Source organism: Pseudomonas phoenicis, assembly GCF_047302395.1.
Taxonomy (GTDB): Bacteria; Pseudomonadota; Gammaproteobacteria; order Pseudomonadales; family Pseudomonadaceae; genus Aquipseudomonas.
In genome coordinates, this window is record NZ_CP154852.1 from 4,274,578 (window position 1) to 4,296,775 (window position 22,198).

The 22,198-nt window shown below is 65.3% G+C and carries 17 protein-coding genes; 10 read left to right on the forward strand and 7 right to left on the reverse strand.

Going from position 1 to position 22,198, the window contains the following annotated elements; genetic code table 11:
- Positions 1-57: 57 nt before the first annotated feature.
- Positions 58-1,965: a 3-dehydroshikimate dehydratase QuiC gene (gene quiC / locus AA0Z93_RS19425; protein WP_413047359.1), complete on the reverse strand. Its 1,908-nt coding sequence runs from the start codon at positions 1,963-1,965 to the stop codon at positions 58-60.
- A gap of 507 nt (positions 1,966-2,472) precedes the next feature.
- Here quiC and AA0Z93_RS19430 point away from each other — a divergent pair.
- Complete coding sequence (locus AA0Z93_RS19430; RefSeq protein ID WP_413047358.1) at positions 2,473-3,846, forward strand: MFS transporter; 1,374 nt, start codon at positions 2,473-2,475, stop codon at positions 3,844-3,846.
- An 81-nt stretch (positions 3,847-3,927) separates the two neighbouring features.
- Here AA0Z93_RS19430 and AA0Z93_RS19435 read toward each other — a convergent pair whose 3' ends face one another.
- The 4 genes from AA0Z93_RS19435 to AA0Z93_RS19450 all read right to left on the reverse strand — a co-directional run bounded on the left by AA0Z93_RS19435 (position 3,928) and on the right by AA0Z93_RS19450 (position 8,826).
- Entirely contained in the window at positions 3,928-4,806 is an 879-nt protein-coding gene (locus AA0Z93_RS19435; RefSeq protein ID WP_413047357.1) for a DMT family transporter, read from the reverse strand.
- A gap of 452 nt (positions 4,807-5,258) precedes the next feature.
- Positions 5,259-7,361, reverse strand: a complete 2,103-nt coding sequence (locus tag AA0Z93_RS19440; protein WP_413047356.1) for a putative bifunctional diguanylate cyclase/phosphodiesterase — start codon at positions 7,359-7,361, stop codon at positions 5,259-5,261.
- A 194-nt stretch (positions 7,362-7,555) separates the two neighbouring features.
- Positions 7,556-8,308: an anti-sigma factor family protein gene (locus AA0Z93_RS19445; RefSeq protein WP_413047355.1), complete on the reverse strand. Its 753-nt coding sequence runs from the start codon at positions 8,306-8,308 to the stop codon at positions 7,556-7,558.
- Positions 8,305-8,826, reverse strand: coding sequence for a sigma-70 family RNA polymerase sigma factor (locus AA0Z93_RS19450; protein WP_413047354.1), 522 nt, complete (start codon positions 8,824-8,826; stop codon positions 8,305-8,307). The genes AA0Z93_RS19445 and AA0Z93_RS19450 overlap by 4 nt, the downstream gene beginning before the upstream one ends.
- Before the next feature lie 125 nt (positions 8,827-8,951).
- On the opposite strand from AA0Z93_RS19450, the gene AA0Z93_RS19455 reads away from it, so the two are divergent.
- The 6 genes from AA0Z93_RS19455 (at position 8,952) to AA0Z93_RS19480 (ending at position 18,570) form a co-directional block, all read left to right on the forward strand.
- Positions 8,952-9,998: a catalase family peroxidase gene (locus AA0Z93_RS19455; RefSeq protein WP_413047353.1), complete on the forward strand. Its 1,047-nt coding sequence runs from the start codon at positions 8,952-8,954 to the stop codon at positions 9,996-9,998.
- A gap of 8 nt (positions 9,999-10,006) precedes the next feature.
- Complete coding sequence (locus AA0Z93_RS19460; RefSeq protein WP_413048395.1) at positions 10,007-10,537, forward strand: cytochrome b; 531 nt, start codon at positions 10,007-10,009, stop codon at positions 10,535-10,537.
- A 144-nt stretch (positions 10,538-10,681) separates the two neighbouring features.
- Positions 10,682-11,227: a cupin domain-containing protein gene (locus AA0Z93_RS19465; RefSeq protein ID WP_413047352.1), complete on the forward strand. Its 546-nt coding sequence runs from the start codon at positions 10,682-10,684 to the stop codon at positions 11,225-11,227.
- Between the two features lie 43 nt (positions 11,228-11,270).
- Positions 11,271-11,537, forward strand: a complete 267-nt coding sequence (locus AA0Z93_RS19470; protein ID WP_413047351.1) for a hypothetical protein — start codon at positions 11,271-11,273, stop codon at positions 11,535-11,537.
- Positions 11,538-11,649: 112 nt separating this feature from the next.
- Positions 11,650-16,533: an NEL-type E3 ubiquitin ligase domain-containing protein gene (locus AA0Z93_RS19475; protein WP_413047350.1), complete on the forward strand. Its 4,884-nt coding sequence runs from the start codon at positions 11,650-11,652 to the stop codon at positions 16,531-16,533.
- 327 nt (positions 16,534-16,860) lie between these two features.
- Positions 16,861-18,570, forward strand: a complete 1,710-nt coding sequence (locus AA0Z93_RS19480; protein WP_413047349.1) for an amidase — start codon at positions 16,861-16,863, stop codon at positions 18,568-18,570.
- Positions 18,571-18,740: 170 nt separating this feature from the next.
- Here the strand turns inward: AA0Z93_RS19480 and AA0Z93_RS19485 are convergent, their stop codons facing one another.
- Positions 18,741-19,256: a GNAT family N-acetyltransferase gene (locus AA0Z93_RS19485; RefSeq protein WP_413047348.1), complete on the reverse strand. Its 516-nt coding sequence runs from the start codon at positions 19,254-19,256 to the stop codon at positions 18,741-18,743.
- A gap of 119 nt (positions 19,257-19,375) precedes the next feature.
- On the opposite strand from AA0Z93_RS19485, the gene AA0Z93_RS19490 reads away from it, so the two are divergent.
- Positions 19,376-19,867 carry a hypothetical protein gene (locus tag AA0Z93_RS19490; protein WP_413047347.1) on the forward strand — a complete coding sequence of 164 codons (492 nt, stop codon included), beginning with the start codon at positions 19,376-19,378 and terminating at the stop codon, positions 19,865-19,867.
- Between the two features lie 132 nt (positions 19,868-19,999).
- Here the strand turns inward: AA0Z93_RS19490 and AA0Z93_RS19495 are convergent, their stop codons facing one another.
- A complete protein-coding gene (locus AA0Z93_RS19495; RefSeq protein ID WP_413047346.1) occupies positions 20,000-20,455 on the reverse strand; it encodes an NUDIX hydrolase in 456 nt (151 codons plus the stop codon).
- Between the two features lie 166 nt (positions 20,456-20,621).
- Between AA0Z93_RS19495 and AA0Z93_RS19500 the strand changes: the two genes are divergently transcribed.
- Positions 20,622-21,647, forward strand: coding sequence for a UV damage endonuclease UvsE (locus AA0Z93_RS19500; protein ID WP_413047345.1), 1,026 nt, complete (start codon positions 20,622-20,624; stop codon positions 21,645-21,647).
- Between the two features lie 40 nt (positions 21,648-21,687).
- On the forward strand, positions 21,688-22,155 hold the full coding sequence (locus AA0Z93_RS19505) for a hypothetical protein (RefSeq protein WP_413047344.1): 468 nt from the start codon (positions 21,688-21,690) through the stop codon (positions 22,153-22,155).
- Positions 22,156-22,198 lie beyond the last annotated feature (43 nt).

Sequence of the window (22,198 nt, forward strand, 5' to 3'; positions counted from 1 at the left end):
GCCCAGGGAAGCACGATAGACCGCCGGTGGCCCTGCGGCCACCGTCCCTGACCTGGCTCAGCGTACCGACTTGCGGGCAGCGCCGCTGCGCGCCTTGGCCATGGCGGTCAGGCGCACCGTCACGTTGGCCGCGCCATAACCGGCGTAACCGCCCTTGCGCTGGAGGATTTCGAAGAAGAAACGGTCTTCGAAGGCCTCGGTGTACACATGGAACAGCTCGCCCCCTTGCGCGTCGCGGTCGTACAGCACGTTGTAGTAGGCCAACTCGCTGAGGAACTCGTCGTCGAAGTCGAAACGCGCGGCCAGGTCGTCGTAGTAGTTGAGGGGGATTTCCAGCAGTGGCACGCCGGCATCCTTGGCCCGCGCCACTTCGCGGAAGATGTCCTGGCACTCGAAGGCGATGTGGTGCACCCCCGAGCCTCGATAGCTGGACAAGGCATGGGCGATGGCGGTGTTGCGGTTTTCGGAAATGTTCAATGGTAGGCGCAAGGTGCCGCATTGGCTGCGCAAGGCACGGCTTTTGACCAAGCCGTAGGGATCGGGCAGCACCACTTCGTCGTCGGCGGTGAAGTCGAACAGGCTTTTGTAGAACAGCACCCAGGTATCAAGCATCTCCGCTGGCAGGGCCAGGGCCATGTGGTCGATGCGCAGCAGGCCGCCTTCGCCGCCCGTTGCGGTACCCAGCTTGAAGTCTGTGTCGTAGAGGCTCTGACCGCTGTCCGTCGGCTCCACCAGGTAGATCAGGCTGCCGTCGGGCGCGCGCACGGCGGGCACTTCGCGTTCGTTGGGCCCGACCAGGCCGCGGTAGGGCTGGCCGCCATAGGCGGTCGCGCGCTGCAAGGCCGGCGTGGCCCGATCGACGCGCAGCGCCGTGGCGCACAACGATGGGCCATGGGCTTCGAAGAAGTTGTGGGCGAACGAATAGGGCTCGGCGTTGAGCACCAGGTTGATGTCGCCTTGGCGCAGCAGGCGCACGTCCTTGCTGCGGTGTTCGCCGGCCTCGCTGAAGCCCAGACGCTTGAGCCAACCGGCCAGCCGCGCGCCAATGGCTTCGTCGACGGCGAACTCGAGAAACTCCACGCCCTGGTATCGGCTGGCCGGGGCAGGCGCGAACAGCACGCCGGGTTCGACTTCGGTGGCCTCGTCAGCCAGGCGCTGGCGGGTCTTCTCTTCCAGGTACAGCAGCGAGCGCAGACCGTCGACGGCGTTCTGCCGCGGTGGCGCGGCGCGGAAACCATCGTTGAACACTTCCAGCGAGAGCGGCCCGCGATAACCGCTGGCCAGAATCGGCGCGAGGAACCCCGCCAGGTCCATTTCGCCCTGGCCGGGGAAACAGCGGAAATGTCGGCTCCACTCCAGCACGTCCATGGCCAGGATGGGCGCATCGGCCATTTGCACGAAGAAGATCTTGTCCCCCGGTATGTCGCGGATCGCGCTGGGGTCGCCTTTGAGCGACAGCGTATGGAAGCTGTCGAGGATGACGCCGAGCGCCGGATGGTCCGCTTGGCGCACCACATTCCACACCTGCTGGTAGGTGTTGACGTGGCGGCCCCAAGCCAGGCCTTCGTAGCCGATGCGCAGCCCACGCCGGCCGGCATGCTCGGCGAGCAGGCGCAAGTCGTCGACCAGCACAGGTTCGTCGCCCAAGGAATCGGCTTGGGTGTTGCTGCACACCAATACCAGGTCCGTGCCCAGCTCCTGCATCAGGTCGAACTTGCGCTCGGCGCGGTCGAGGTTGCGCTGTAGGCGGTCGCGGCGGCAGCCCTCGAAGTCGCGGAACGGCTGGAACAAGGTGATGGCAACGCCTAAGTCCGCGCACATCTGCCGTACTTCACGCGGGCTGCCGGCGTAGTACAGCAGGTCGTTCTCGAAGATTTCGACGCCGTCGAACCCGGCTGCGGCGATGGCTTCGAGCTTTTCCGGCAAGGTGCCGCTCAAGGACACGGTGGCAATCGAACGTTTCATGCGGCAATTCCTTGTAAAGTAGCGCGCGGCGCGGTCAGCGCGGGCACAGGGCGCGCAACGGGTTTCTTGGCAGGATCGATTATTGGCAGGTAAAGTCGCGCCCACAACGGGATTTGTACGGAATGGTTAGTTTTGCGTTCGATTACCGAACAGAACCGAATCACACGAATTGATTCACTTCATGGCACTGGACAACCATTGCGCTACGCCCACTTCTCACCTTCGGATCGCACTGCCTTGTCGACCGAGGGTTGGACACTGCGAGGGCGCACGTTGCGTCACCAAACAATAATTTCAATAAATCGGGTAACCCCCTATGCACAGCCCTGTCGTCCTTGCCCGCACCCGCACGCCTTGCGCACACCGCTGCCCTTGCATCGTTCGCCCTGCTCGACCGCCGCTCCCGGCACTCATCGCAGGCCTGCCGACGCCCGCCTGAATCTGCCGACCCCGATGCGTTGCCGACATCGCCGCACGCGATGACTAACAAGAACAACGGAGAACACGATGGCCAAATCCAGCTCCCAAGCCAAGAAAGCGACCGCCAGCGGGTGGATCGGCTCGGCCTTGGAATACTACGACTTCTTCATCTACGCCCAGGCTGCGGCGTTGATCTTCCCGCAGATCTTCTTCCCGTCGATGGACCCGAAGATGGCCATCATCGCTTCGCTAGCGACCTACGGCGTGGGCTACCTGGCCCGGCCGCTGGGCGCCTTCGTGCTCGGCCATTGGGGCGATACCCGCGGCCGCAAGAACGTCCTGCTGCTCTGCATGTTCCTCATGGGCCTGTCGACCATGGCCGTTGGCCTGCTGCCCACCTACCATGACATCGGCATTGCCGCGCCGCTGATTCTGGTCCTGCTACGCCTGGTGCAAGGCTTCGCCGTGGCCGGCGAGATTTCCGGCGCCAGCTCGATGATCATGGAGCACGCGCCCTTCGGCCGCCGCGGCTACTACGCCAGCTATACCTTGCAAGGCGTGCAAGCCGGCCAGGTGATGGCTGCCGCAGTGTTCCTGCCCTTGGCCTACTTCATGCCCAGCGAAGCGTTCAACGATTGGGGCTGGCGCATCCCGTTCCTGCTCAGCGCTCTGGTGTTGGTCGCAGGCTTCATCATTCGCAAGGAAGTCCATGAAACGCCGGCCTTCGTCAACGAGGGGAAGCAGGCCGCCGTGGCGAAATCGCCGATCAGCGAGGCTTTCCGCTACAGCTGGAAGCACATGGTGCTGGTGATGTTCATGGCGCTGATGAACGTGATTCCGGTGGTGGCCACCGTGTTCGGCGCCGCCTATGCGGTGCAGCCGGCCTACGGCGTCGGCTTCGACAAGAGCGTGTACCTGTGGATTCCGGTGATCGGCAACATCGTCGCCGTGCTGGTCATCCCCTTCGTGGGCAACCTGTCGGACCGCATCGGCCGTCGCCCGACCATGATCGCCGGCTGCCTGGGTTCTGGCCTGCTGGCGTTCGTCTACCTATACGCGATCAGCATCCATAACGTACCGATGGCGGTGGTCACTTCGATCCTGATGTGGGGCCTGGTGTACCAGGGCTACAACGCCGTGTTCCCAAGCTTCTACCCCGAGCTGTTCCAGACCCGCTACCGCGTCTCGGCCATGGCCATCGCACAGAACATCGGCACCATGCTCACCGCCATGCTCCCGGCACTGTTCGCTGCCGTGGCGCCGCCCGGCTCGGACAACATCCCGCTGGTGGTCGGCGGCCTGGCCTTCTTCATCACCTGCGTGTGCGCCCTGGCCGCCTACCTGGCGCCGGAAACCCACCGCCTGGCGATGGAAGACCTGGGCAAGCCCGATGCCCAGCCCATGGCCAAAGAAGTGTACGAGGCCAGTCGACAAAGCAGCTTGCGCGCCATGAGCCACTGATCCGCCTGCCGTAACTGAAAGGGGCACGTCGCTGGCGACGTGCCCCTTTTTCATGTTCGATCCCGGAGTGTTCAAGGGCGGTCACTTGCGCCGTTGCATCCACGCCGCACCCAGGCCGCTGAAGCAGATGATGGCGATGCCGATCAGGCTGACGCTGTCGGGCATGTGGCCGAAGATCACCAACCCCAGCAAACCGGCGAAGACGATCTGGCAATAGCTGAACGGCGCCAGCAAGGCCGGCGCCGCGAAGCGGAAGGCCTGGGTCAGCAGCAAATGCGCGCTCATGCCGAAACCGCCCAGCGCCAGCATCAGCAGGGCATGGTCCCAGCGCGGTGTGGCCCAGAAGAACGGCACCAGCACGCTCATGACCAGGGTGTTGCACAACCCCGCATAGAAATTGCTGGTGGTCGGGCTGTCGATGGTCGAAAGCTTGCGGGTCAGCAGTTGGTAGAAACAGAACCCCAACGCCGAGCCCAGCGGAAACAGAATCGCCGGCGTGAACATCGCGCCGCCCGGATGCACCATCACCATGACCCCGACGAAGCCCAGCACCACCGCCAGCCATTGACTGCGGGTCACGTGTTCCTTGAGCAGCGGCACCGACAGCGCGGTCACCAGCACCGGCGCCAGGAAGTTCACGGCCGTGGCTTCGGCCAGCGGCAGGTAATGCAGGCCGGTGGTGAACAACAGGCTGGTGCTGAGCAGGCTCAAGGCGCGCAAGGTCTGCAACAGAGGGCGACGGGTACGCAGCACGGCCATGCCGGACTTGGGCAGGAAGATGCCGGCCATCAGCAGCGTATGCACCACATAGCGCGCCCATACAACCATCACGATCGGGTAGATGCCGCCGAGAAATTTCGACAGGGCGTCGTGGCTGGCGAACAGAAAGGTGGCGGTCACCAGCAGGGCCATGCCATGCAGGGGTTGGTTGACGCCGGATAATGGAGTGCTGGAACTCATGCAGGTCTCGTACAGAGACGCCATGGGGACGGCGTCGAGGGGGCGAAAGGTGGTGCGTGCTGCGATTATGGGGTCAAGCGACCGACAAGGCCATGGCACGCGGGCGGCAGGCCAATCATCGGCTGCGACCAGGGTTCACGACCGCCGGGCTGCTGTTTCGATCATTGCAGGGAACGACAGTTCGGGAGCCCGGGTGCAGAGTGAGCGTCTGGTGAAGCCAGACGGGTCGCGCCGCCCATGGCTTACGCTGGGCACGCAAGCGAAGTCTAGAAGAAAGCGAACGCAAAGCCTCGCATCCTGTTCGGTAATCGACCAGTTTCGCAGGTTGGGGCAAAGCCTTGGCTCGCCTCACAAGAGAAGACCTCGGTAGTTGTCGTTCGACGTCCTGCAATCCCGCTGTCCCAGGCCGCCTCGAGGGCCCGCCCGACGTCTACGACTGGGCGTGGAGTACCCTACTCCTCCAGCCGCCGCAATCGCATCAGACGCTCGCTGGCAGGCACTGGCCGGCCATACAGATAGCCCTGCAGATGCGAGCAGCCTTCCGCCTTCAGGCGGCGCATCTGCTCGGTGGATTCCACACCCTCGGCGGTGGTCTTGATCATCAGGCTGTTGGACAGCTCGGTGATGGCACGGATGATCGACATGGCTTCGCGGCTTTCGCACATGTCGTGCACGAACGACTTGTCGATCTTGATCCGGTCGAAGGGGAACGAACGCAAGTAGCCCAGCGAGGAATAACCGGTACCGAAATCGTCCAGCGAAATCGACACACCCAGCGCTTTGAGCGCGCGCAGGGTCTGCAGGTTTTCCTCGCTGTTGCCCAGCAGTACGGATTCGGTGATTTCCAGCTCCAGACGCGCAGCCGCCAAGCCCGAATCGGCCAGGGCCAGGGCCACGACGTTCGGCAGGTTGGCGTCTCTGAACTGCACTGGCGACAGGTTGACCGCCACGGTTTGCTCACCGGGCCAGCTCGCCGCTTCCTGACAGGCCAGGTTCAAGGCGCGGATGCCGATGTCGTGGATCAGACCGGTTTCCTCGGCGATGGGGATGAAATCCATGGGCATGATCATGCCGCGCATCGGGTGTTGCCAGCGCAGCAACGCTTCGTAACCGCTGACGCGGTCGTTGCGGTGGTCGACCACCGGTTGGTAGTGCAACTGCAACTGCCCCAGGTGCAGCGCCGTGCGCAGGTCGGTCTCCACCAGGCGGCGCTGGCGCGCGGCGACGTCGAGTTCGATGTGGAAGCTTTCGAAGCGGTTGCGGCCGTTGCGTTTGGCCTCGTACAGGGCCATGTCGGCGTAGCGCAGCAATTGCTCGGCCTGGGTATGGTCATCGGGCGAGACGGCGATGCCGATGCTCACGCCGATGCTCAATTGGTGGCCTTCGATGCGAAACGCCGGGCCGATCGCGGCGATCAGACGCCGAGCGGTCTGGTAGGCGGCTTCGCGGTTGTCGAGCCGGGTCAGGACCACGGCGAACTCATCACCCCCCAGGCGGGCCAGGGTGTCGTGCTCGCGCAGCTCGCCACGCAGGCGCTTGCCCAGCGCCCGCAGCAGCTTGTCGCCGAAGGCATGGCCGAGGCTGTCATTGATGTTCTTGAAATTGTCCAGGTCCAGGCACAGCGCCGCGACCAGTTTGCCCTGCTCTTCGCCACGCGCCAGCGCCTGCTTGAGCCGCTCACTGAACAGCGTGCGGTTGGGCAGGCCGGTCAGGGCGTCGTGGTGGGCCATGTAGTGGATCTGGGCATGGGCGGCCAACTGTTCGGTGGCATCTTCGGCGACGAACAGCACGTAGTCGGCCCGGCCATCGGAGCGCTCGCAGCGCAACACGCGGCTGCGCAAGGTGCGCATGCCGAGGGCGGTTTCAACACGGGTTTCGTCCGCAAAGGCACGGCTATTGAGCGCGCCACGTTGCAACTGCTGCGCCAGGTAACTGGCCGTGACCTCAGGCAGGCACTGCTCGGGCAGTTGGCCGATCATGCTCGCCGCCTGGCCGCCGAACAGCCGCTCGGCCTGCTGGTTGGCCAGCAGAATCTGGCGGCTGTCGGCGTCCTGCACGATCACGCTGGCCGGAATGTTGGCGATCACCGAATCGAGAAACTGCGACAACCCGGCCATCTCCTGGCTGTGCTGCTCCGCCGCCTCCTTGGCCTGCAACAGGGCCTGCTCGTAGCCGCGCTGTTCGGTCATGTCGCGGGTCACTTTGGAAAAGCCGAGCAGCTCGCCACTGGCTTCATCGTGGATGGCTTCGATCACCACATGGGCGTAGAAGACCGTGCCGTCTTTGCGCAAGCGCCAGCCTTGCTCTTCGAAGTGTCCGGTCTGACGCGCCCGGGCCAGGTTGAGGTCGGGGCAGCCGGCCAACCGCTCGGCTTCGGTGTAGAACAGCGAGTAGTGCCGGCCCACCACTTCCTCGGCGCTGTAGCCCTTGGCGCGCTGGGCACCGGCGTTCCAGTTGGCGACGATGCCCTCGGGGGTGAGCAAGTAGATGGCGTAGTCCACCACGCTTTGGATGAGCAAGCGGTACATGACATCGGAGCTGGCAACAATCGACATGAAAACGGACCTGTGGCATCGGCGTAGAAGGCGCTTGCCCCTGTATCGGGGACAGCCTGGATTTCAGAATGGTGGCATTATGCCTTCCCTGTGTCTGTTTGTGTGCTCGATGCGCGTACGCCAGCCGTCATACCGGACGTTTCTCGTCGACGCTCGGGACCTAACCCAGCGGAACCGGGATTTCACCTTCCGCGCTACAAACTGAGGTCCAAGGCCTGACGCAGTGGCTCACCGCGTACGTCGTCGGCAGCGCTGACCAGGGCGAAGCTATAGGCGCCATGGGACCAATAGCGAGCCGCCAGTTGCCCCTCGGTACGCTCGCCGCTGGGCATGCGCGCATAGCGCTCGCCAGGCGAGCGCAGGAACAGGCTGACGCGCTGGCCCTTGCCGTCTTCGAAGACCAGCAGCGCGGCGGCGCCCTGCTCGTTGCTCAACAACCGCGCGCCCACCGGCAGCAGGCCGTAGCCACTCAGATCGGGCAGTTGCCCGACCCGAGCGAAGTGCTGGTCGAGCCAGGCCTGCAAGTGCTGTGGGTCGCGCGCCTGGATGTCGAGCGAAGCGCTGCCGGCGAACAGGCGGTGGGCCTGCAGCGCATCGGCCATTGGCAACGTCTGCCCAGGCTCGCTGATGCTGCGCGCCTGCCAGCCGCCGACGCCACCCAGGCCCAGCGCCAGCACCAGCACCGCCGCGCTGGCCAGGCGCCGTTGCCGGCGTTGGCGCAGGCGGCTTTGCAGCTGCGCCAGTTGTAGCGGCTCGCCCTGGGGCTGGCCGGCCAGGCCAGCCAAGGCGGCGCGCAGGCGTCGGGCGTCGTGCTGCCAGGCCTGGATGCGCGCAGCCTCTTGTGGGTTTGCATTGAGCCAGGCCTGCACCTCGGCGCGCCGGGCGGGTTCGAGGCGTTCGTCGACGAAGGCATGCAACTCGGCTTCGGTGGGGGTCAGACGGGTCATTTCAGTCTCCGCAAGGCCGGGGGACGCGGCGCGTCTTCGGTCAGGTCGCGCAAGGCTGCGCGGGCTCGCGACAAGCGCGACATCACCGTGCCGATGGGAATGTCCAGGGCCTGGGCGGCTTCTTTGTAGCTCAAGCCTTCGACGCTGACCAACAGCAACAGCGCACGCTGTTCGCTGGGCAGCCGGGCGAAAGCGCGCAGGTCGGCCTGGGCCAGCACACTGGCTTGCGGCTCGTCGGCGGGGCCGTCGTGTTCCGCTTCGCTGCGCCCGAACCAGGCCAGCCAGCGCGCATGCAGGCGCTCCCGGCGTTTACCGTCGAGGAACAGTCGGTATTGGATGGTGAACAGCCAGGCGCGCAGTTGCTCGGGGTCGCGCTGCTGGCTGCGGCGGCTCAAGGCGCGTTCCACGGTGGCCTGCACCAGATCGTCGGCGCTGGCGGCGTGGCGGGTAAGGCCCAAGGCGAAGCGCCGCAGCCGCAGCAGCAAGTCATGCCATTGATGTTCGTCCAGTTCGTGCATAGCCGTGGTGCGCCGCAAGTGGGTATGTGCAGCAGACGCTTTGCCGAGGCAACTATTCCCGGGCGGTGGAATAAAATTGCTTCTGCCCCGTCGTACTCGCTCATCGACTGCTTCGGACCTTCACCATGAACACCCCTCTGCACGGCTCGGCCAAATGGCTGCGTCTGGCCGCCATCGGCGGCGGCCTGGCGGCACTGGCCGGCACCTTCGCCTATGCCGGCGGATGGCTCGGCACCCCGACCTTGACCCCGCAACGCATCATCGACACGTTCGAAGCCCAGGCCGGGCACCACCCAGGCTATCGCAAGAACCACGCCAAGGGGCTGTGCGTGGCGGGTCGTTTCCTGAGCAGTGGCGAGGCGGCGCCGTTATCGACGGCGCGTGTGTTCAGCCAAGCCGAAGTGCCGGTGATCGGCCGCTTCGCCATCGGTGGCGCCAACCCGTTCGCCCCGGACACCGCCGTGCCCACGCGCAGCCTGGCGCTGGACTTGCGCAGCGACGACGGCCAGACCTGGCGCACGGGCATGAACAACCCGCCCGTGCTGGCCGTCAGTACCGCGCAAGGCTTCTACGACCAAGTGCTGGCCAACACGCCCGATCCAGCCACCGGCAAACCCGACCCGGCGCGCCAGCAGGCCTTTTTCGCCGCACACCCGGAAACCGCCGCCTGGCGCCGTTGGGCGGCAAGCTACCGACCCAGTGACAGCTTTGCCAGCACCGCCTACCACAGCATCAACGCATTCGTACTGGTCGATGCCCGCGGCCACACACAACCGGTGCGCTGGCAACTGGTGCCGCAGGCACCCTTCCAACCCGTGCCCGGCCAAGTGGACGACAAACAGTTCCTGCAACACGATTTGCAGCGCCGCCTGGCCCAAGGCCCGCTGCGCTGGACCTTGCGCCTGACCTTGGCCGAGCCCGGCGATGCGGTGGACGATCCGGCCCGGCAATGGCCTGCCGAGCGGCGCAGCATCGACGCCGGCACCCTGCTGATCGAACGTGTAGACGGCCCCGAACAAGGCGCTTGCCGCGACCTCAACTTCGACCCGCTGATTCTGCCCAAGGGCATCGAGGCCTCGGCCGACCCCATCCTGGCCGCTCGTTCGGCCGCCTATGCCGTGTCGTTCGACCGACGCAGCCGCGAAACCCTAAGCCCAGGAGCCAAGCCATGAGCGCGCCTATCCGCCCTGCCACCTTCCATCCCTTGGCGCGCCTGCTGCACTGGCTGATGGCAGTGTTGATCCTGGCCATGCTGTTCATCGGCGTGAGCATGGTCAGCGACCTGTCGCTGCGCCACCCCGTGCTGCTGCAACTGCACAAGGCCACGGGCCTGGCTTTGCTCGCCCTGGTCATCGTGCGCATCGGCGTGCGCCTGGGCATGCCGCACCCACCGCTGCCGGGCGATCTGCCACGCCTGCAACGCTGGGCCGCCGGCGCTTCGCACCTGGTCCTCTATGCGCTGATGTTGGGCATGCCGCTGCTGGGCTGGGCGATGCTGTCGGCCGGGGGCTACCCGCGTCCGCTGCAACTGCCGGCTATCGCGCCGCACGACCTGCAGCTATACGCCGTGCTGCGCCTGACCCATGGCTGGGCCGGCTACGCGCTGTTCGGCGTGGTGCTGCTGCATCTGGGCGCCGCCTTGATGCATGCGCTGGTCAGGCGCGACGGTGTACTGGCGAGCATGTGGCCGAGTCGCCGTCGTCCCGGGTGAGCGGATGCCGTCTATGCACGCCTGCACGCCGTGCCGACCGTCTGGCCCTGCGTTCTCGTCGTATGAGGGCGCAGCGCGCCTCCGGGCGGAGTGTGTTTTAATGTTTCGCCCATTTTTATCGACACCTCTGACAACAAGGCGGCTATGGACACCGGGACTCGACTCAAGCTGGTGCGTGAACGCAACAACCTTTCCCAACGTGAACTGGCCCGCCGTAGCGGCCTGACCAACTCCACCATCTCGCAGATCGAACAGAACCGCGTCAGCCCCTCGGTCAGCTCGCTGAAAAAGCTGCTCGAAGGCATTCCCATGTCCCTCGCCGAATTCTTCAGCTTCGACGAACCCACCCGCGAGGAGCGTTACGTGTTCCGCGCAGGCGACCAACCCGACCTGGGCCGCAATGGCCTGCGCATGCTGCTGGTCGGCGCCAGCGTCGAAGGCCGGCAGATGCGCATGCTGCGCGAGCTGTATGCGCCAGGGGCCGATTCGGGCGAGCCGATCGTGCATGCCGAAGGCGAGGAATGCGGCCTGGTCACGCGTGGCACGGTCGAGCTGTGGATCGACGGCCAGGTCAGCGTGCTCAACGCCGGCGACGGCTATTACATCCCCACTACCCTGCCCCACGCCTTCAAGAACCTGGGCCCCGACGAGGCGGAAATCATCAGTGCCAACACCCCGGCGAACTTCTGATCCCCTGCGAAGCGTGCCGAGCGCGCGCGAGGTGGGCCAGCGGTTGCGCGAGGCCGCCTTGGGCGTCTGCACTTTGCAGGTGGTCGCGCGTCCCGCAGATGGCCAGGTCTGCATCGACATCGAGGGTTGGCGTCTGACCTTGCTGCTCGACAGCGAAGGGCTGGACCGCTGTCTGGCCTGCCGCACACCCTGGAACGTGCATGCCGACCTGAATGACTGGCCGCGCTACGGCACCAACCCCGTCGACTCGCTGAGCGTGTGGGAACGCCAACGTCTGGAAGAGCGACTCGCCAAGCCGTTCGATGGCTGACGACCGACCCTGGGGCGGCGGTCGAGATACTTAGGGGGTGGTATTGCCTGGGTACCACGTCAGACCGTAGCCGATCCGTTTTCATGGCGCTCCCACCACCCAGGAGCTTGTCATGGACACCGCCCAACCCGTGCATCACGCGCAAATCCTGCGCAGCCTACCGCGCTGGAGCCGCCAACTCCCCGCTGCCGTCATCAATGCGTTGATCGAGCAGACGCGCCCGCCCTACCTGGACGCGTCCGGGGCCCCTTACGACTGGTACAGCCAAGCCGACGAGTTCAGTCAGCAGGCATTGGCGCGCGCAGTCGAGAAACGCCAAACCAGTCTTCGCCACCTGCAACGGCTCCTGGCTCCGCTCAAAGAGATCACCGAGTTCTGCGCACCTTTGCTCGAACGACGGCTTGGAATTCCCGTTTCCGTGTTCGAAGCCCAGTACCGCTTTCAAGCCACTGAAGTCGAAGCTCCGACAGGCCTGCCGAGCGGGCCGAACGTAGTGGGCGGACTGCTGCCCGTAGTGCCCAAGGGCAAGCCGCAACTGCGCAGTCTGCTGGAGGCGGCGCTGCACAATTTCGAGGGCCAGCACGACACGACGCGTCTGAGTCAACTGCAGTGCGGCGCGGACGATGCCGAGCCGGTGCCGGGTCTTGGCGTGGCGGCTTTCATCGACCACTGCCGGGCCCTGGACTTGGGCCAGCGTTACCAGGCCCACCTCAGCGAAGTGTTCGATGGCCCGCAGGCAGCCGAGATCCGCGCCGCAGGCATCGCTGCCCGTCGGGATGAAATGCGCGTGCAGGTTCGCGTCGCAGACCTTCAAGGCCGCATCAGCAAGCCTTGGTTCGCAGCGCTGCACGGCTTGTGCAGCGATGGGCCGCTGCCAGCGCCTTTGCGGTGCTGGCAGGTCGCCTTGTTCGGTGTCCCCATCCATGAGTTGTTCCTGGTCAGGAACGCCGATCCGGCGCGCGATCCCAGCGTAGTGATCTATTGGCCGCAAGGTCCCCAACCGCTGCGCGAGTTCCCCTCGTTGAGTGCCGCGTTCACCCACATGCGCACTGGGCTGGCAGACCACGACACGCTCTACCGCTTCCTCACACTCGCACCGCATGCACTTCAGCCCGAATTGCTCGTGCGGCTCAGACGCGCTTTGTTCGAAAACGCCGACGACAAGGACGATCAGCCGTTGGTACGGCGCAACACGGTGCATTTGCAAGCCTCCGAGCAGCCCTTGACCCAACCGCTGTGGAAGCAGTTGGAAGAACAGCACGTACATCGCCTCAAAGGCGATGCGCGCAGCATTGCCGTCCCTACCGCCGACGTCGACAAGGCAGTGCGCCTCAAACAGTTGGCGTATTGGCTGGACCTGGGCCTGACGGTGCTCAATGTGGCGGCTTTTTGTTTCCCGGTGCTCAACCCGCTGATGCTCGCCATCAGTGCCGCGCAAATCACCGACAGCGTGTTCGAGGGCGTTTCGGCCTGGGAAGCGGGCGACAATGCCCAAGCCATGGCGCAACTTGAGTCGATCCTGCTCAACGTGACCCTGTCCGCAGCGGTGGCGGGAGGCGGTGTCGCGTTGAAAGCCTCGGGTTTCGTCGACGCGATGAAGAGCGTCAAGGTCGAGGCCCAAGAGCGCTTGTGGCAGCCGAGCCTGCGCGGTTATGCCAGTGAAACCGAGCTGGGGCTGCTACCGCCACGCAATGCGTTGGGTCAGTACCGGATCGACGGGCGTCCCCATGTGCGCATCGACGGTGCCTTGTACGAGCAGTTCGAAGACAGTGACGGCACTTGGCGGGTGCGCCATCCTCGCGACAGCAACGCCTATGCCCCAGCGCTTGTGCACAATGGCGAGGGCGCTTGGCGATTGGCCTTGGAGAACCCGCTGCAATGGGACTTCGACACCGCCCTCGCACGCTTGCAACAAGTCGATGACTACTTGAGCCTGGAAGACTTGCGCCATGCGTGGCTGACCACGGGGCTGGACGCCGAGGTATTACAGGCACTGCACGAGAACGCCGAACCGCTGCCTGCGCGGGTCAAGGAAGCGATCGCGCAGCTCAAGGCCGACCAGCGTGTGACGCAGATCATCGACCATGTGCGAGCAGGCACGCCTCTGCGGGCATCGGACAACTTCGCCTTGCCTAGCCTGGTGCAGTTGCCCGAATGGCCTCAGGACCATCTCATCGAAGCCTTCGAGGGCCCCGAACGCACCGGTGTTTCCACTCTGTTCGGTCGCCTGCCGCGCGAGCCGGGAGACGTGATCCTACAGATCAGCCGTACCGAGCTGGAGCAAGGTCGTCTGGCCGAAGTCGTCCTGGCGCAGATGGCCGACCCCACGCAGCTCGATGCGCTACCGACCCAGGCCCATGCGCGCAGCGCCGCGCTCCAGGTGCGGCTGGCCGAGCACCTGGCGCTGCAACGCCAAGCGTTGCGCGAGCGGATCTACCATTTGTCGATACCTTCGCTATCGGCAGCAGGTTCCCGGCTCGCAGGACAGTTCCCTGGGCTGCCGGTCAGCGCTGTGCAAGCGATCGTCAGCAAAGCCAGCTACCGCGAGCGCCAGATCATGCAGGCACCGACGGGGCGTATTCCTCTTCGAGTGCTGGAGGAAGCACGGGTCATGCTCGCGCAGACGCGTCTGGATCGGGCTTTGTTGGGGCTGTACCGCCCGACCCTGGCCAACGCCGATACCGCGCGCTTGGTCGAAGGCTTGCACAGCCAATCGCCACGATTGGACGGAACGGCCCTATGGCGCCTGGCCACCCAGGAACGCGACAGGTCGGCCGAGCTGATCGGCCAACAGCCCATCAGGCCACGCTATCGTTCGCCCTTGGCGCTGAGCCATGGCCGACTCGGTTACCCGTTGAGCGGCCGCGGTGTGCCCAGGCGCACGAACGTATTGGCGCTGAGCCAATTGGAGGCCCTCTACCCAGGGCTCAGCGAAGAAGAACTGATGACGATGCGCGAAACACTGGCGCGCAGCGGCAACCTCGGCATGCAGATTCAAGCGCTGCAGAACGAATTGCTGGTGCTGCAACGGGATTTGCAGGAATGGGCCCGCAACAGCGCCGATCCCATTCAGCGCGACGAGCGCCTGCAATGGCGCGAACGGTTCATCGCGGGCTGGCGACGCCTGAGCAACGTACCGCGAACTGCGCTGACCCTGGAGAACCTTCTCATCGGTGAGCTGCCGTCGATCTCCGCGCGTCTGCCCCACATCCGCAGCCTGACGCTGGACGCCCTTGAGTTGCAGCGTTTGGATCGGACCTTCCTGGAATGCTTCCCCAACCTTGAGCGGTTGACGATCAGCCGCAACCCGACGATGGATGCGGCGTCGTTGTTCGCAGCCTTGCGCGCGGTACCGAACCTGCAGGCCTTGGATCTTTCCGGCAACGGCCTGACGCGGCTGGGTGTAGCTGCCGAACTCGCGCTGGTCCGTATGCGCCGCCTGCGAGAACTGACGCTCAGGCGCAACCGATTGACGTTCGACGAGGCCGACATGAGGTTGCTGGGCCGGTTGCCTCTGGATGCATTGAACCTGCAGAGCAATGCCATCACCCTGACTCCCGTCCAGGCCTCGCGTTTCCAAGACTGGATCCACCCTGAACGGCTGTACCTCAGCTTCAACCCGCTGGGCACGCCCCCTGACTTACGCTACATGGCCCGCTTGCAGACGCTGACGATGGCCAACTGCGATTTGGCGAGCTGGCCCGAAAGCCTGATAGGTTTGATGGGCCAAATGCAATACCGCCTGCGCCACATCGACCTGTCGATGAACCGCATCCATACCCTGCCCGACCTCGATGCGCTGCTCGCCACCCCCTTCGTCCGGGATCTGACGGCCGGCCTGGCGGAGCGCTCGTGGCACATGAACTACAACGAAATGGAACCTGCCACACGCTCTCGACTGTTGCAGGCAGGTGCCGTCGTCTATGAGCACGTGCCCCTCGATGAAATGCCGGTCTGGCAGATGCGCTGGCGCGCCGAGGCGACAGCGGAGCAGGACCAACTGTGGAACGCTCTGGTCGCCAACGACGAGAACCAGCCGCTGTTTGGCGTGTTGGAACGTCTGAGCGGCTCGGCCGAGGCCGCCAGCCATGCCGCCAGCCTACGTGCTCGCGTGTGGAACATGCTCGAACGCGCCAGCCAGGACGACGCCCTGCGCCAAGCACTGAACGACGAGGCCCAGACGTTCCCGCCCACCTGCGGCGACGCCGGTGCCGATGCCTTCAGCGCTCTGGAAATTCGCCTGTTGATTCAGGATGCGAGCCTGGCAGCCGATCCGTTGCGCGAGCAATTGCAGGTGTTGAACCGTGTGTACCGTCGCGAGCAAGTCAATACGCTGGCGCAACGCATCGCATGGCGACGCAGCGTGCGCAGGGAGGCCTTGGTCCAGGCCCAGTACACGGGTGACGAAAGCCACCTGCCCCCGCTTGATGAGCTGGACGATGTATCGGCCGTGCCCGACCGGATGCTGATGGATGGGCTGGTCGACGAAATCGAGATCCGTCTGGCGCTGCGACAGATTCTGGCGCCCGAGCTGGACTATCCGGAACCGAGCGTGGGCATGCTGTATTGGCAAGCGGCCCACATCAATGCCCGCATCGTGCTGAACGTAACCACCGAGGTACGCAGGCTCGACCAAGACGCCGTGGCCCGGCGACAGTGGCTGGTAGACCAGCCGCAATGGCAACGAACGCTGCGCGAGCAGAACACCGCGCAGTTCGAGGCCCTCACCGACTTCTGGCGGCAGGGCCTGGACTACCTCGACTACGGTCAGGACGAACAGGCCGAGCCGGTGACGCATCTACCGCCTTCGGTGCGCACGCTCCTCGAAGGGGTGCTAGGCGAATCGCTGCTCGATGCCGACGGCAATCTGCGGCGGGCCACCTTCAATGAGGGTCAATACCTGGAAGCCGTCAGGCGCATTGCGCAGCAACGCGAAGAAACCGAACGAGGCCTGTTCGACAGCCTGACGAAGGCGCTGGAGCAGCGCTCGAGCTGATCTGCCCGTCGCGTTACCCCTCCACACCACCGGCACAGCGGCACGGCAGGCCCCAACGGCCCGCCGTGCCGCTGTGCAAAGGCCGATTGCCAAGCCGCAGGCCTGATTCGCGACGGCGCTTCTTGTACACTCCCGCCACGTCAGGCAGTGGAGCGCTTCGCACTGCACGCGTGCGTCTGCGCCCCCGAGGGCGGCGACGCCGGTCGAAAGGTCTCTGCAAACGTCCCCGATACTGCCCAGCCAGACCAGCGTCGTATATGCGCCCGCCGGCATCTGTCTGCGCCCAACTGACCATCATTCCTCCAGCCTCTCTTTTCAGGTGAACGCATGATCGAGGTAACCGAGCTTTCCATCGCCGACCTGCGCGAGGCCCTTGCCGCTGGCCGCACCTCAGCGGTCGAACTGGTCGAAGCCTACTTGGCGCGAATCGCGGCCTACGATGGCCCGACGACCGCCACCGCCTTGAATGCCGTGGTGGTACACAACCCCGACGCGCTGCGCGAAGCGCAGGCTTCCGATGACCGACGTGCCCGCGGCGAGCTGCTGGGGCCGCTCGACGGCATTCCCTATACCGCCAAAGACAGTTACCTGGTCAAAGGCTTGACCGCCGCCTCCGGCAGCCCGGCGTTCCAGCATCTGGTGGCGCAGCGCGATGCCTTCACCGTCGAGCGCCTGCGCGCCGCCGGTGCCATCTGCCTGGGCAAGACCAACATGCCGCCCATGGCCAACGGCGGCATGCAGCGCGGCGTGTATGGCCGCGCCGAAAGCCCCTACAACGCCGCCTACCTCACCGCGCCTTTCGCTTCCGGCTCGTCCAACGGCGCGGGCACCGCTACGGCCGCCAGCTTCAGCGCCTTCGGCCTGGCCGAGGAAACCTGGTCGAGCGGCCGTGGCCCTGCGTCGAACAACGGCCTGTGCGCTTACACCCCGTCGCGCGGGGTGATTTCGGTCCGTGGCAACTGGCCGCTGACCCCGACCATGGACGTGGTGGTGCCCTACGCGCGGACCATGGCCGATCTGCTGGAAGTGCTCGACGTGGTGGTGGCAGACGACTCCAACCCCCGCGGCGACCTATGGCGGCTGCAACCCTGGATACCGATCCCGGCCGCCAGCAGCGTGCGTCCTGCGTCCTACCCTGCCCTGGCCGAAGGCGCCGACGCTCTGCGCGGCAAGCGCCTGGGTGTGCCGCGCATGTACATCAACGCCGACGACGCGGCCGGCACCTCGGATAAACCCGGCATCGGCGGGCCTACCGGGCAGCGCATCCACACCCGGGCCAGCGTCATCGACCTGTGGCAGGCCGCGCGCCAAGCCCTGGAAGCGGCCGGCGCCGAGGTGGTCGAAGTGGACTTCCCGCTGGTGTCCAACTGCGAGGGCGACCGCCCCGGCGCGCCGACGGTATACAACCGCGGCATCGTCAGCCGTGAATTCCTCCACGATGAGCTGTGGGCATTGTCGGGCTGGGCCTTCGACGACTTCCTGCGGGCCAACGACGACCCGGCCCTCAACCGCCTGGCCGATGTCGACGGGCCACAGATCTTCCCCCACGATCCCGGTACCCTGCCCAACCGCGAAGACGACCTCGCCGCCGGCATGGACGAGTACGTCAACATGGCCAAGCGCGGCCTGAAAACCTGGGACCAGATCGATACCCTGGCCGACGGCCTGCGCGGCCTGGAGCAGACCCGCAAGCAGGACCTGGAAGATTGGATGACGCAGCTCGGGCTCGATGCCGTGTTGTTTCCCACCGTCGCCGACGTGGCGCCGGCCGACGCCGATGTCAATGCGGTCTCGGCCGACATCGCCTGGAGCAACGGCGTGTGGGTGGCCAACGGCAACCTGGCGATCCGCCATCTGGGCGTTCCCACCGTCACGGTACCCATGGGCGTGATGGCCGACATCGGCATGCCGGTGGGCCTGACCTTCGCTGGCAAGGCCTATGACGACTCGGCGCTGCTGCGCTATGCCTGCGCCTTCGAAGCCACCGGCCAACGCCGCCAGGTGCCGCCACGCACCCCGCCGCTGGGCACGCGTTGATTTGCCGGCCGGGCACCGCGATGGTGCTCGGCCCACCTCATTCAAGCTGGTCGTGCACGGCAGCGCCTGGCACGAGGCCGACGCGCTGGTGTTGGTGTGCGGCGGTGCGACGGCGACGCTCGATCAGCTGCGTGTGTGGCGCGAGGCACCACTGGCGGCCTGAGGCTGCCCTAGCTGACCTGCCCCGGTACGACCAGAGGCAGCGCCATGTGCGTCGTCTGCCATACCGGGTCGCTCTCGATGTGCTCGATCACGAAGCCTTGGCGTTGCCAGAAGGTGATGGCGCCTTGCAGGAACGGGTGGGTGTGCAGGTACAGGCATTCCACACCGGCGGCCACCGCCTCGTCGCGCAAGGCTTCGAACAGCGCCGCCGCCAGGCCTGCGCGGCGATACTCGGGTAGCACGAACAGGCGCACCACTTCCACCACGTCCACACCGCGATAATCGAGTTGGCTGAAGCGGTGGTCATAGGGCACGTACCCGATCACGGCGATCAGCCGGCCCTGGTCGCGGGCAGTGAGAAAACGCCCCTGGCCATGCACATAAGTGCGTTCGAAATGCAGCAGGTCCTTGGGGGTAGGCGTGTCGGCGAGCTTGGGAAACAAGCTGGCGCGGGCGCTGTCGACGAAGCGCACGATCTCGTCGGTTTCAGACGCGCAGGCGCGTTGCAAGGTCCAGGTAGGCATGGGTGTCCAGGATCGAGTGGCGAAGACCCGCGGTTCTACCGCAGTCGACGCCTGCCCGCAACCCGGTTGCGCTGCCATGCAGTACACTGGCGCCCCACCTTGGCCCAGGTCGTCCGCGAATGTTGCGTCCCTTTCTTGTCCTGATGGCACTGCTGGCCATGCTTACCGGCTGCGACCAGCCCGCCGACCACCCGACCCGCGAGCAGAGGATCCTCGCCCAGTTGCCGTGGCAAGATGCCTACGCGCACAACATCCAGCGCATGGCCCAATTGCTCGCGCCGCGCTACCCGGCATTGTCCCAAACACAGGTCGAGCAGGTATTGCGCGAGCACCTGACCATGGAAGACCAGCGGCAGGATCTGCTGCGGCTCTACAGCGAGCAGCACTTCAGCGACGCCGAATTCGACCTGGTGCTGGCAGCCACTGCCGACCCGGCCAAGGCCAAGGCCTTGGGCCAGAGCCTGGAAGGTCGGCAGCTCAGCGAAAAGCTCACCCGCCTGATGCGCGAAAGCGCCAACGAACCGGAGGCCAAAGCCCGCGCGACGCAGCGTATGCAACAGATCGAACAGGCCTTGGGCACGATGCAGCGGCAGGCTTTGAAAGCCGGGTGAGGTGTGCTCCGCTTCCTGCTAGGGCCGATGTCTGCGTATTCAGAGGCCAGGTGCCTAAAGCGAGAGCGACGTCAGTGACGGCTATCGGTCGCGATCGAGACGCTTGTGGCGGTCCGCGCCTGGCATGACGGCTTACCCACGCGGGCGGCCGACTTCGGCCAACAAGGCCACCAGATCGTTGGGCCAAACGATATCCTGGGTCTCCAACAGTTCCTGACGGCTCCACCAGCGGTGCGCCGCGAGCACTTCCACCTCGAGCTCCGTCCAGTTGACCTCGGAGACGGTAGCCTCGGCCACCCGCACCACGAAAAACTGCTCGACGGCCTTCACCACCTCGCCACAGGGCAAGGTCATGTCGAAGCGACGCTCGGCCACCGCCTTGCCCACATCGCCGACGTCGATCCCCGTCTCCTCCCACAGCTCACGCCGCGCAGCCTGGGCGAAGCTTTCTCCGACCTCGACCCCTCCGCCGGGCGTGGCCCAGCACGAGGTGCCGGCCAGGGCGCCTTGATGGTGGACGAAATGGAACAGCAGGACCCGCTGCTGCGAATCGAGCACCAGCAACCGGGCCGAGGGACGTTCTCGCATGCTGCGCATCCTGAAAGGTGGGTATCGGATGCCCGATGCGGGCACCTTGCAGGTAAGACCGGCCAACGCATCGCGCGGTTCACCACCTGCACCTTGGCGGACGATGGATCGTTCTGCCTCGGGCCATGGTCCACTGCCTGCCTGTCGCCGAACCTTGGAGTCAACGATGCCCCGCTTGGGCTTTGCCTGTATGTACCGCCACCCCCACCGCAGCCATTCGATCAAGGAACTGGAAACCATCGAGCGGGCCTTCAACACCCGCACCACCACCTTGCGCTGGCTGTCCTCGGCGAGCGTCGAAGCGGCCCGCGACAAGCTGATCGATCTGATCCAGCACAACCTCGAAGCCCAACTGCGCCTGGTCGACTACGTCGCCAGTCTGCCGCCGGCGCTGCACATGCTGCGCCTGTCCAGCGATCTGCTGCCGCTGTACAGCCACCGCGACGTCGCCAGCTTCTATCAGGCGCCCGACATCCAGGCGCTGCTGGCGCCGCGCTTCGCCGCCATCGGCGCGCGTGCACGTGAAGCCGGCATACGGCTGTCGTTCCATCCCGGCCAGTTCTGCGTGCTCGCCTCGGACCGCCCGGAGGTGGTCGAAGCCAGCCTGGCCGAATTCGAGTACCACGCCGACATGATCCGCATGATGGGCTACGGCAAACAGTTCCAGGACTTCAAGTGCAACGTGCACATCGCCGGCCGCCTGGGTGCGGCCGGCATGCGCGCGGTATGGCCGCGACTGTCGGACGTGGCGCGCAACGTCATCACACTGGAAAACGACGAGAAGACCTATGGTGTGGACGACTGCCTGGGCCTGGCCGACCTGGCGCCGGTGGTGCTCGACATCCACCACGCCTGGATCCACGAGAACGACTACGTGGCCCGCGACGATCCACGCCTGCCACGCATCATCGACAGTTGGCGCGGTGTGCGTCCGGTGATGCATTACTCGCAGCCGCCCGAGCGTTTGCAGGACCTGGGTTTTGCCGCCGAGCGCAAGCTGGAGATCCCCGCGTTGCTGGAAGCGGTGAACAAACGCGATCTGTACGGTCATAGCGAGCTGATGTGGAACGACTGGACCAATCGCTACGCGCTGCAATTCGTCGACGCCTTCGACATCATGTTCGAGGCCAAGCACAAGAACCTGGCGACGCTCGACTTCTACCATCGTTACCTGCTCGGCGCGGTCGTTTAGCCGCGCCTGGCCTCATTTCACTCAAGCAAAGGTCACATCCATGCTGCGTTCACCTCGATTCATCCTGCCCCTGCTGCTGGTCGGCGCATTGGCCGCGTGCGGCAAAAACGACCGCGAGGCGCAGATCGACGCGCAATTCCCGCTGCAACAGAACTATCAAGGCACCATCGATAGCATCGTGCCGCCCTTCGCTTCGGCGCACCCCAACCTGCCGGTGGAAAAGATCAAGGAAGTGGTGCGCGACCATTTCACCTTCGACGAGTACCGTGACGACATCCACAAGTTGTACAGCGAAGAGCACTTCAGCGATGCGGAGTTCGAGCAGGTCGCGGCCATGCTCAAAGACCCGGCCAAGGCCCAGCAACTGGGCAAGACGCCAGATACCAAAGTCATCGGCGAGAAGCTCAACAACTACATGATGCAGACCGCCGCCGACCCGAAACTGCGCGAACAGGCCACCGAACGGGTGAAGGACATCAGCGAAGAGCTGGAGAAGATGGACAAGTGATCCCTTCAGGCGCGCCGCGGCGTTCGCCCCGCGCGCCTATCCG

Bases quoted from the DNA above. Each gene is read 5' to 3' on its own strand.
- quiC (WP_413047359.1), bottom strand. From the start codon at position 1,965: ATGAAACGTTCGATTGCCACCGTGTCCTTGAGCGGCACCTTGCCGGAA.
- AA0Z93_RS19430 (WP_413047358.1), top strand. From the start codon at position 2,473: ATGGCCAAATCCAGCTCCCAAGCCAAGAAAGCGACCGCCAGCGGGTGG.
- AA0Z93_RS19435 (WP_413047357.1), bottom strand. From the start codon at position 4,806: ATGAGTTCCAGCACTCCATTATCCGGCGTCAACCAACCCCTGCATGGC.
- AA0Z93_RS19440 (WP_413047356.1), bottom strand. From the start codon at position 7,361: ATGTCGATTGTTGCCAGCTCCGATGTCATGTACCGCTTGCTCATCCAA.
- AA0Z93_RS19445 (WP_413047355.1), bottom strand. From the start codon at position 8,308: ATGACCCGTCTGACCCCCACCGAAGCCGAGTTGCATGCCTTCGTCGAC.
- AA0Z93_RS19450 (WP_413047354.1), bottom strand. From the start codon at position 8,826: ATGCACGAACTGGACGAACATCAATGGCATGACTTGCTGCTGCGGCTG.
- AA0Z93_RS19455 (WP_413047353.1), top strand. From the start codon at position 8,952: ATGAACACCCCTCTGCACGGCTCGGCCAAATGGCTGCGTCTGGCCGCC.
- AA0Z93_RS19465 (WP_413047352.1), top strand. From the start codon at position 10,682: ATGGACACCGGGACTCGACTCAAGCTGGTGCGTGAACGCAACAACCTT.
- AA0Z93_RS19475 (WP_413047350.1), top strand. From the start codon at position 11,650: ATGGACACCGCCCAACCCGTGCATCACGCGCAAATCCTGCGCAGCCTA.
- AA0Z93_RS19480 (WP_413047349.1), top strand. From the start codon at position 16,861: ATGATCGAGGTAACCGAGCTTTCCATCGCCGACCTGCGCGAGGCCCTT.
- AA0Z93_RS19485 (WP_413047348.1), bottom strand. From the start codon at position 19,256: ATGCCTACCTGGACCTTGCAACGCGCCTGCGCGTCTGAAACCGACGAG.
- AA0Z93_RS19490 (WP_413047347.1), top strand. From the start codon at position 19,376: ATGTTGCGTCCCTTTCTTGTCCTGATGGCACTGCTGGCCATGCTTACC.
- AA0Z93_RS19495 (WP_413047346.1), bottom strand. From the start codon at position 20,455: ATGCGAGAACGTCCCTCGGCCCGGTTGCTGGTGCTCGATTCGCAGCAG.
- AA0Z93_RS19500 (WP_413047345.1), top strand. From the start codon at position 20,622: ATGCCCCGCTTGGGCTTTGCCTGTATGTACCGCCACCCCCACCGCAGC.
- AA0Z93_RS19505 (WP_413047344.1), top strand. From the start codon at position 21,688: ATGCTGCGTTCACCTCGATTCATCCTGCCCCTGCTGCTGGTCGGCGCA.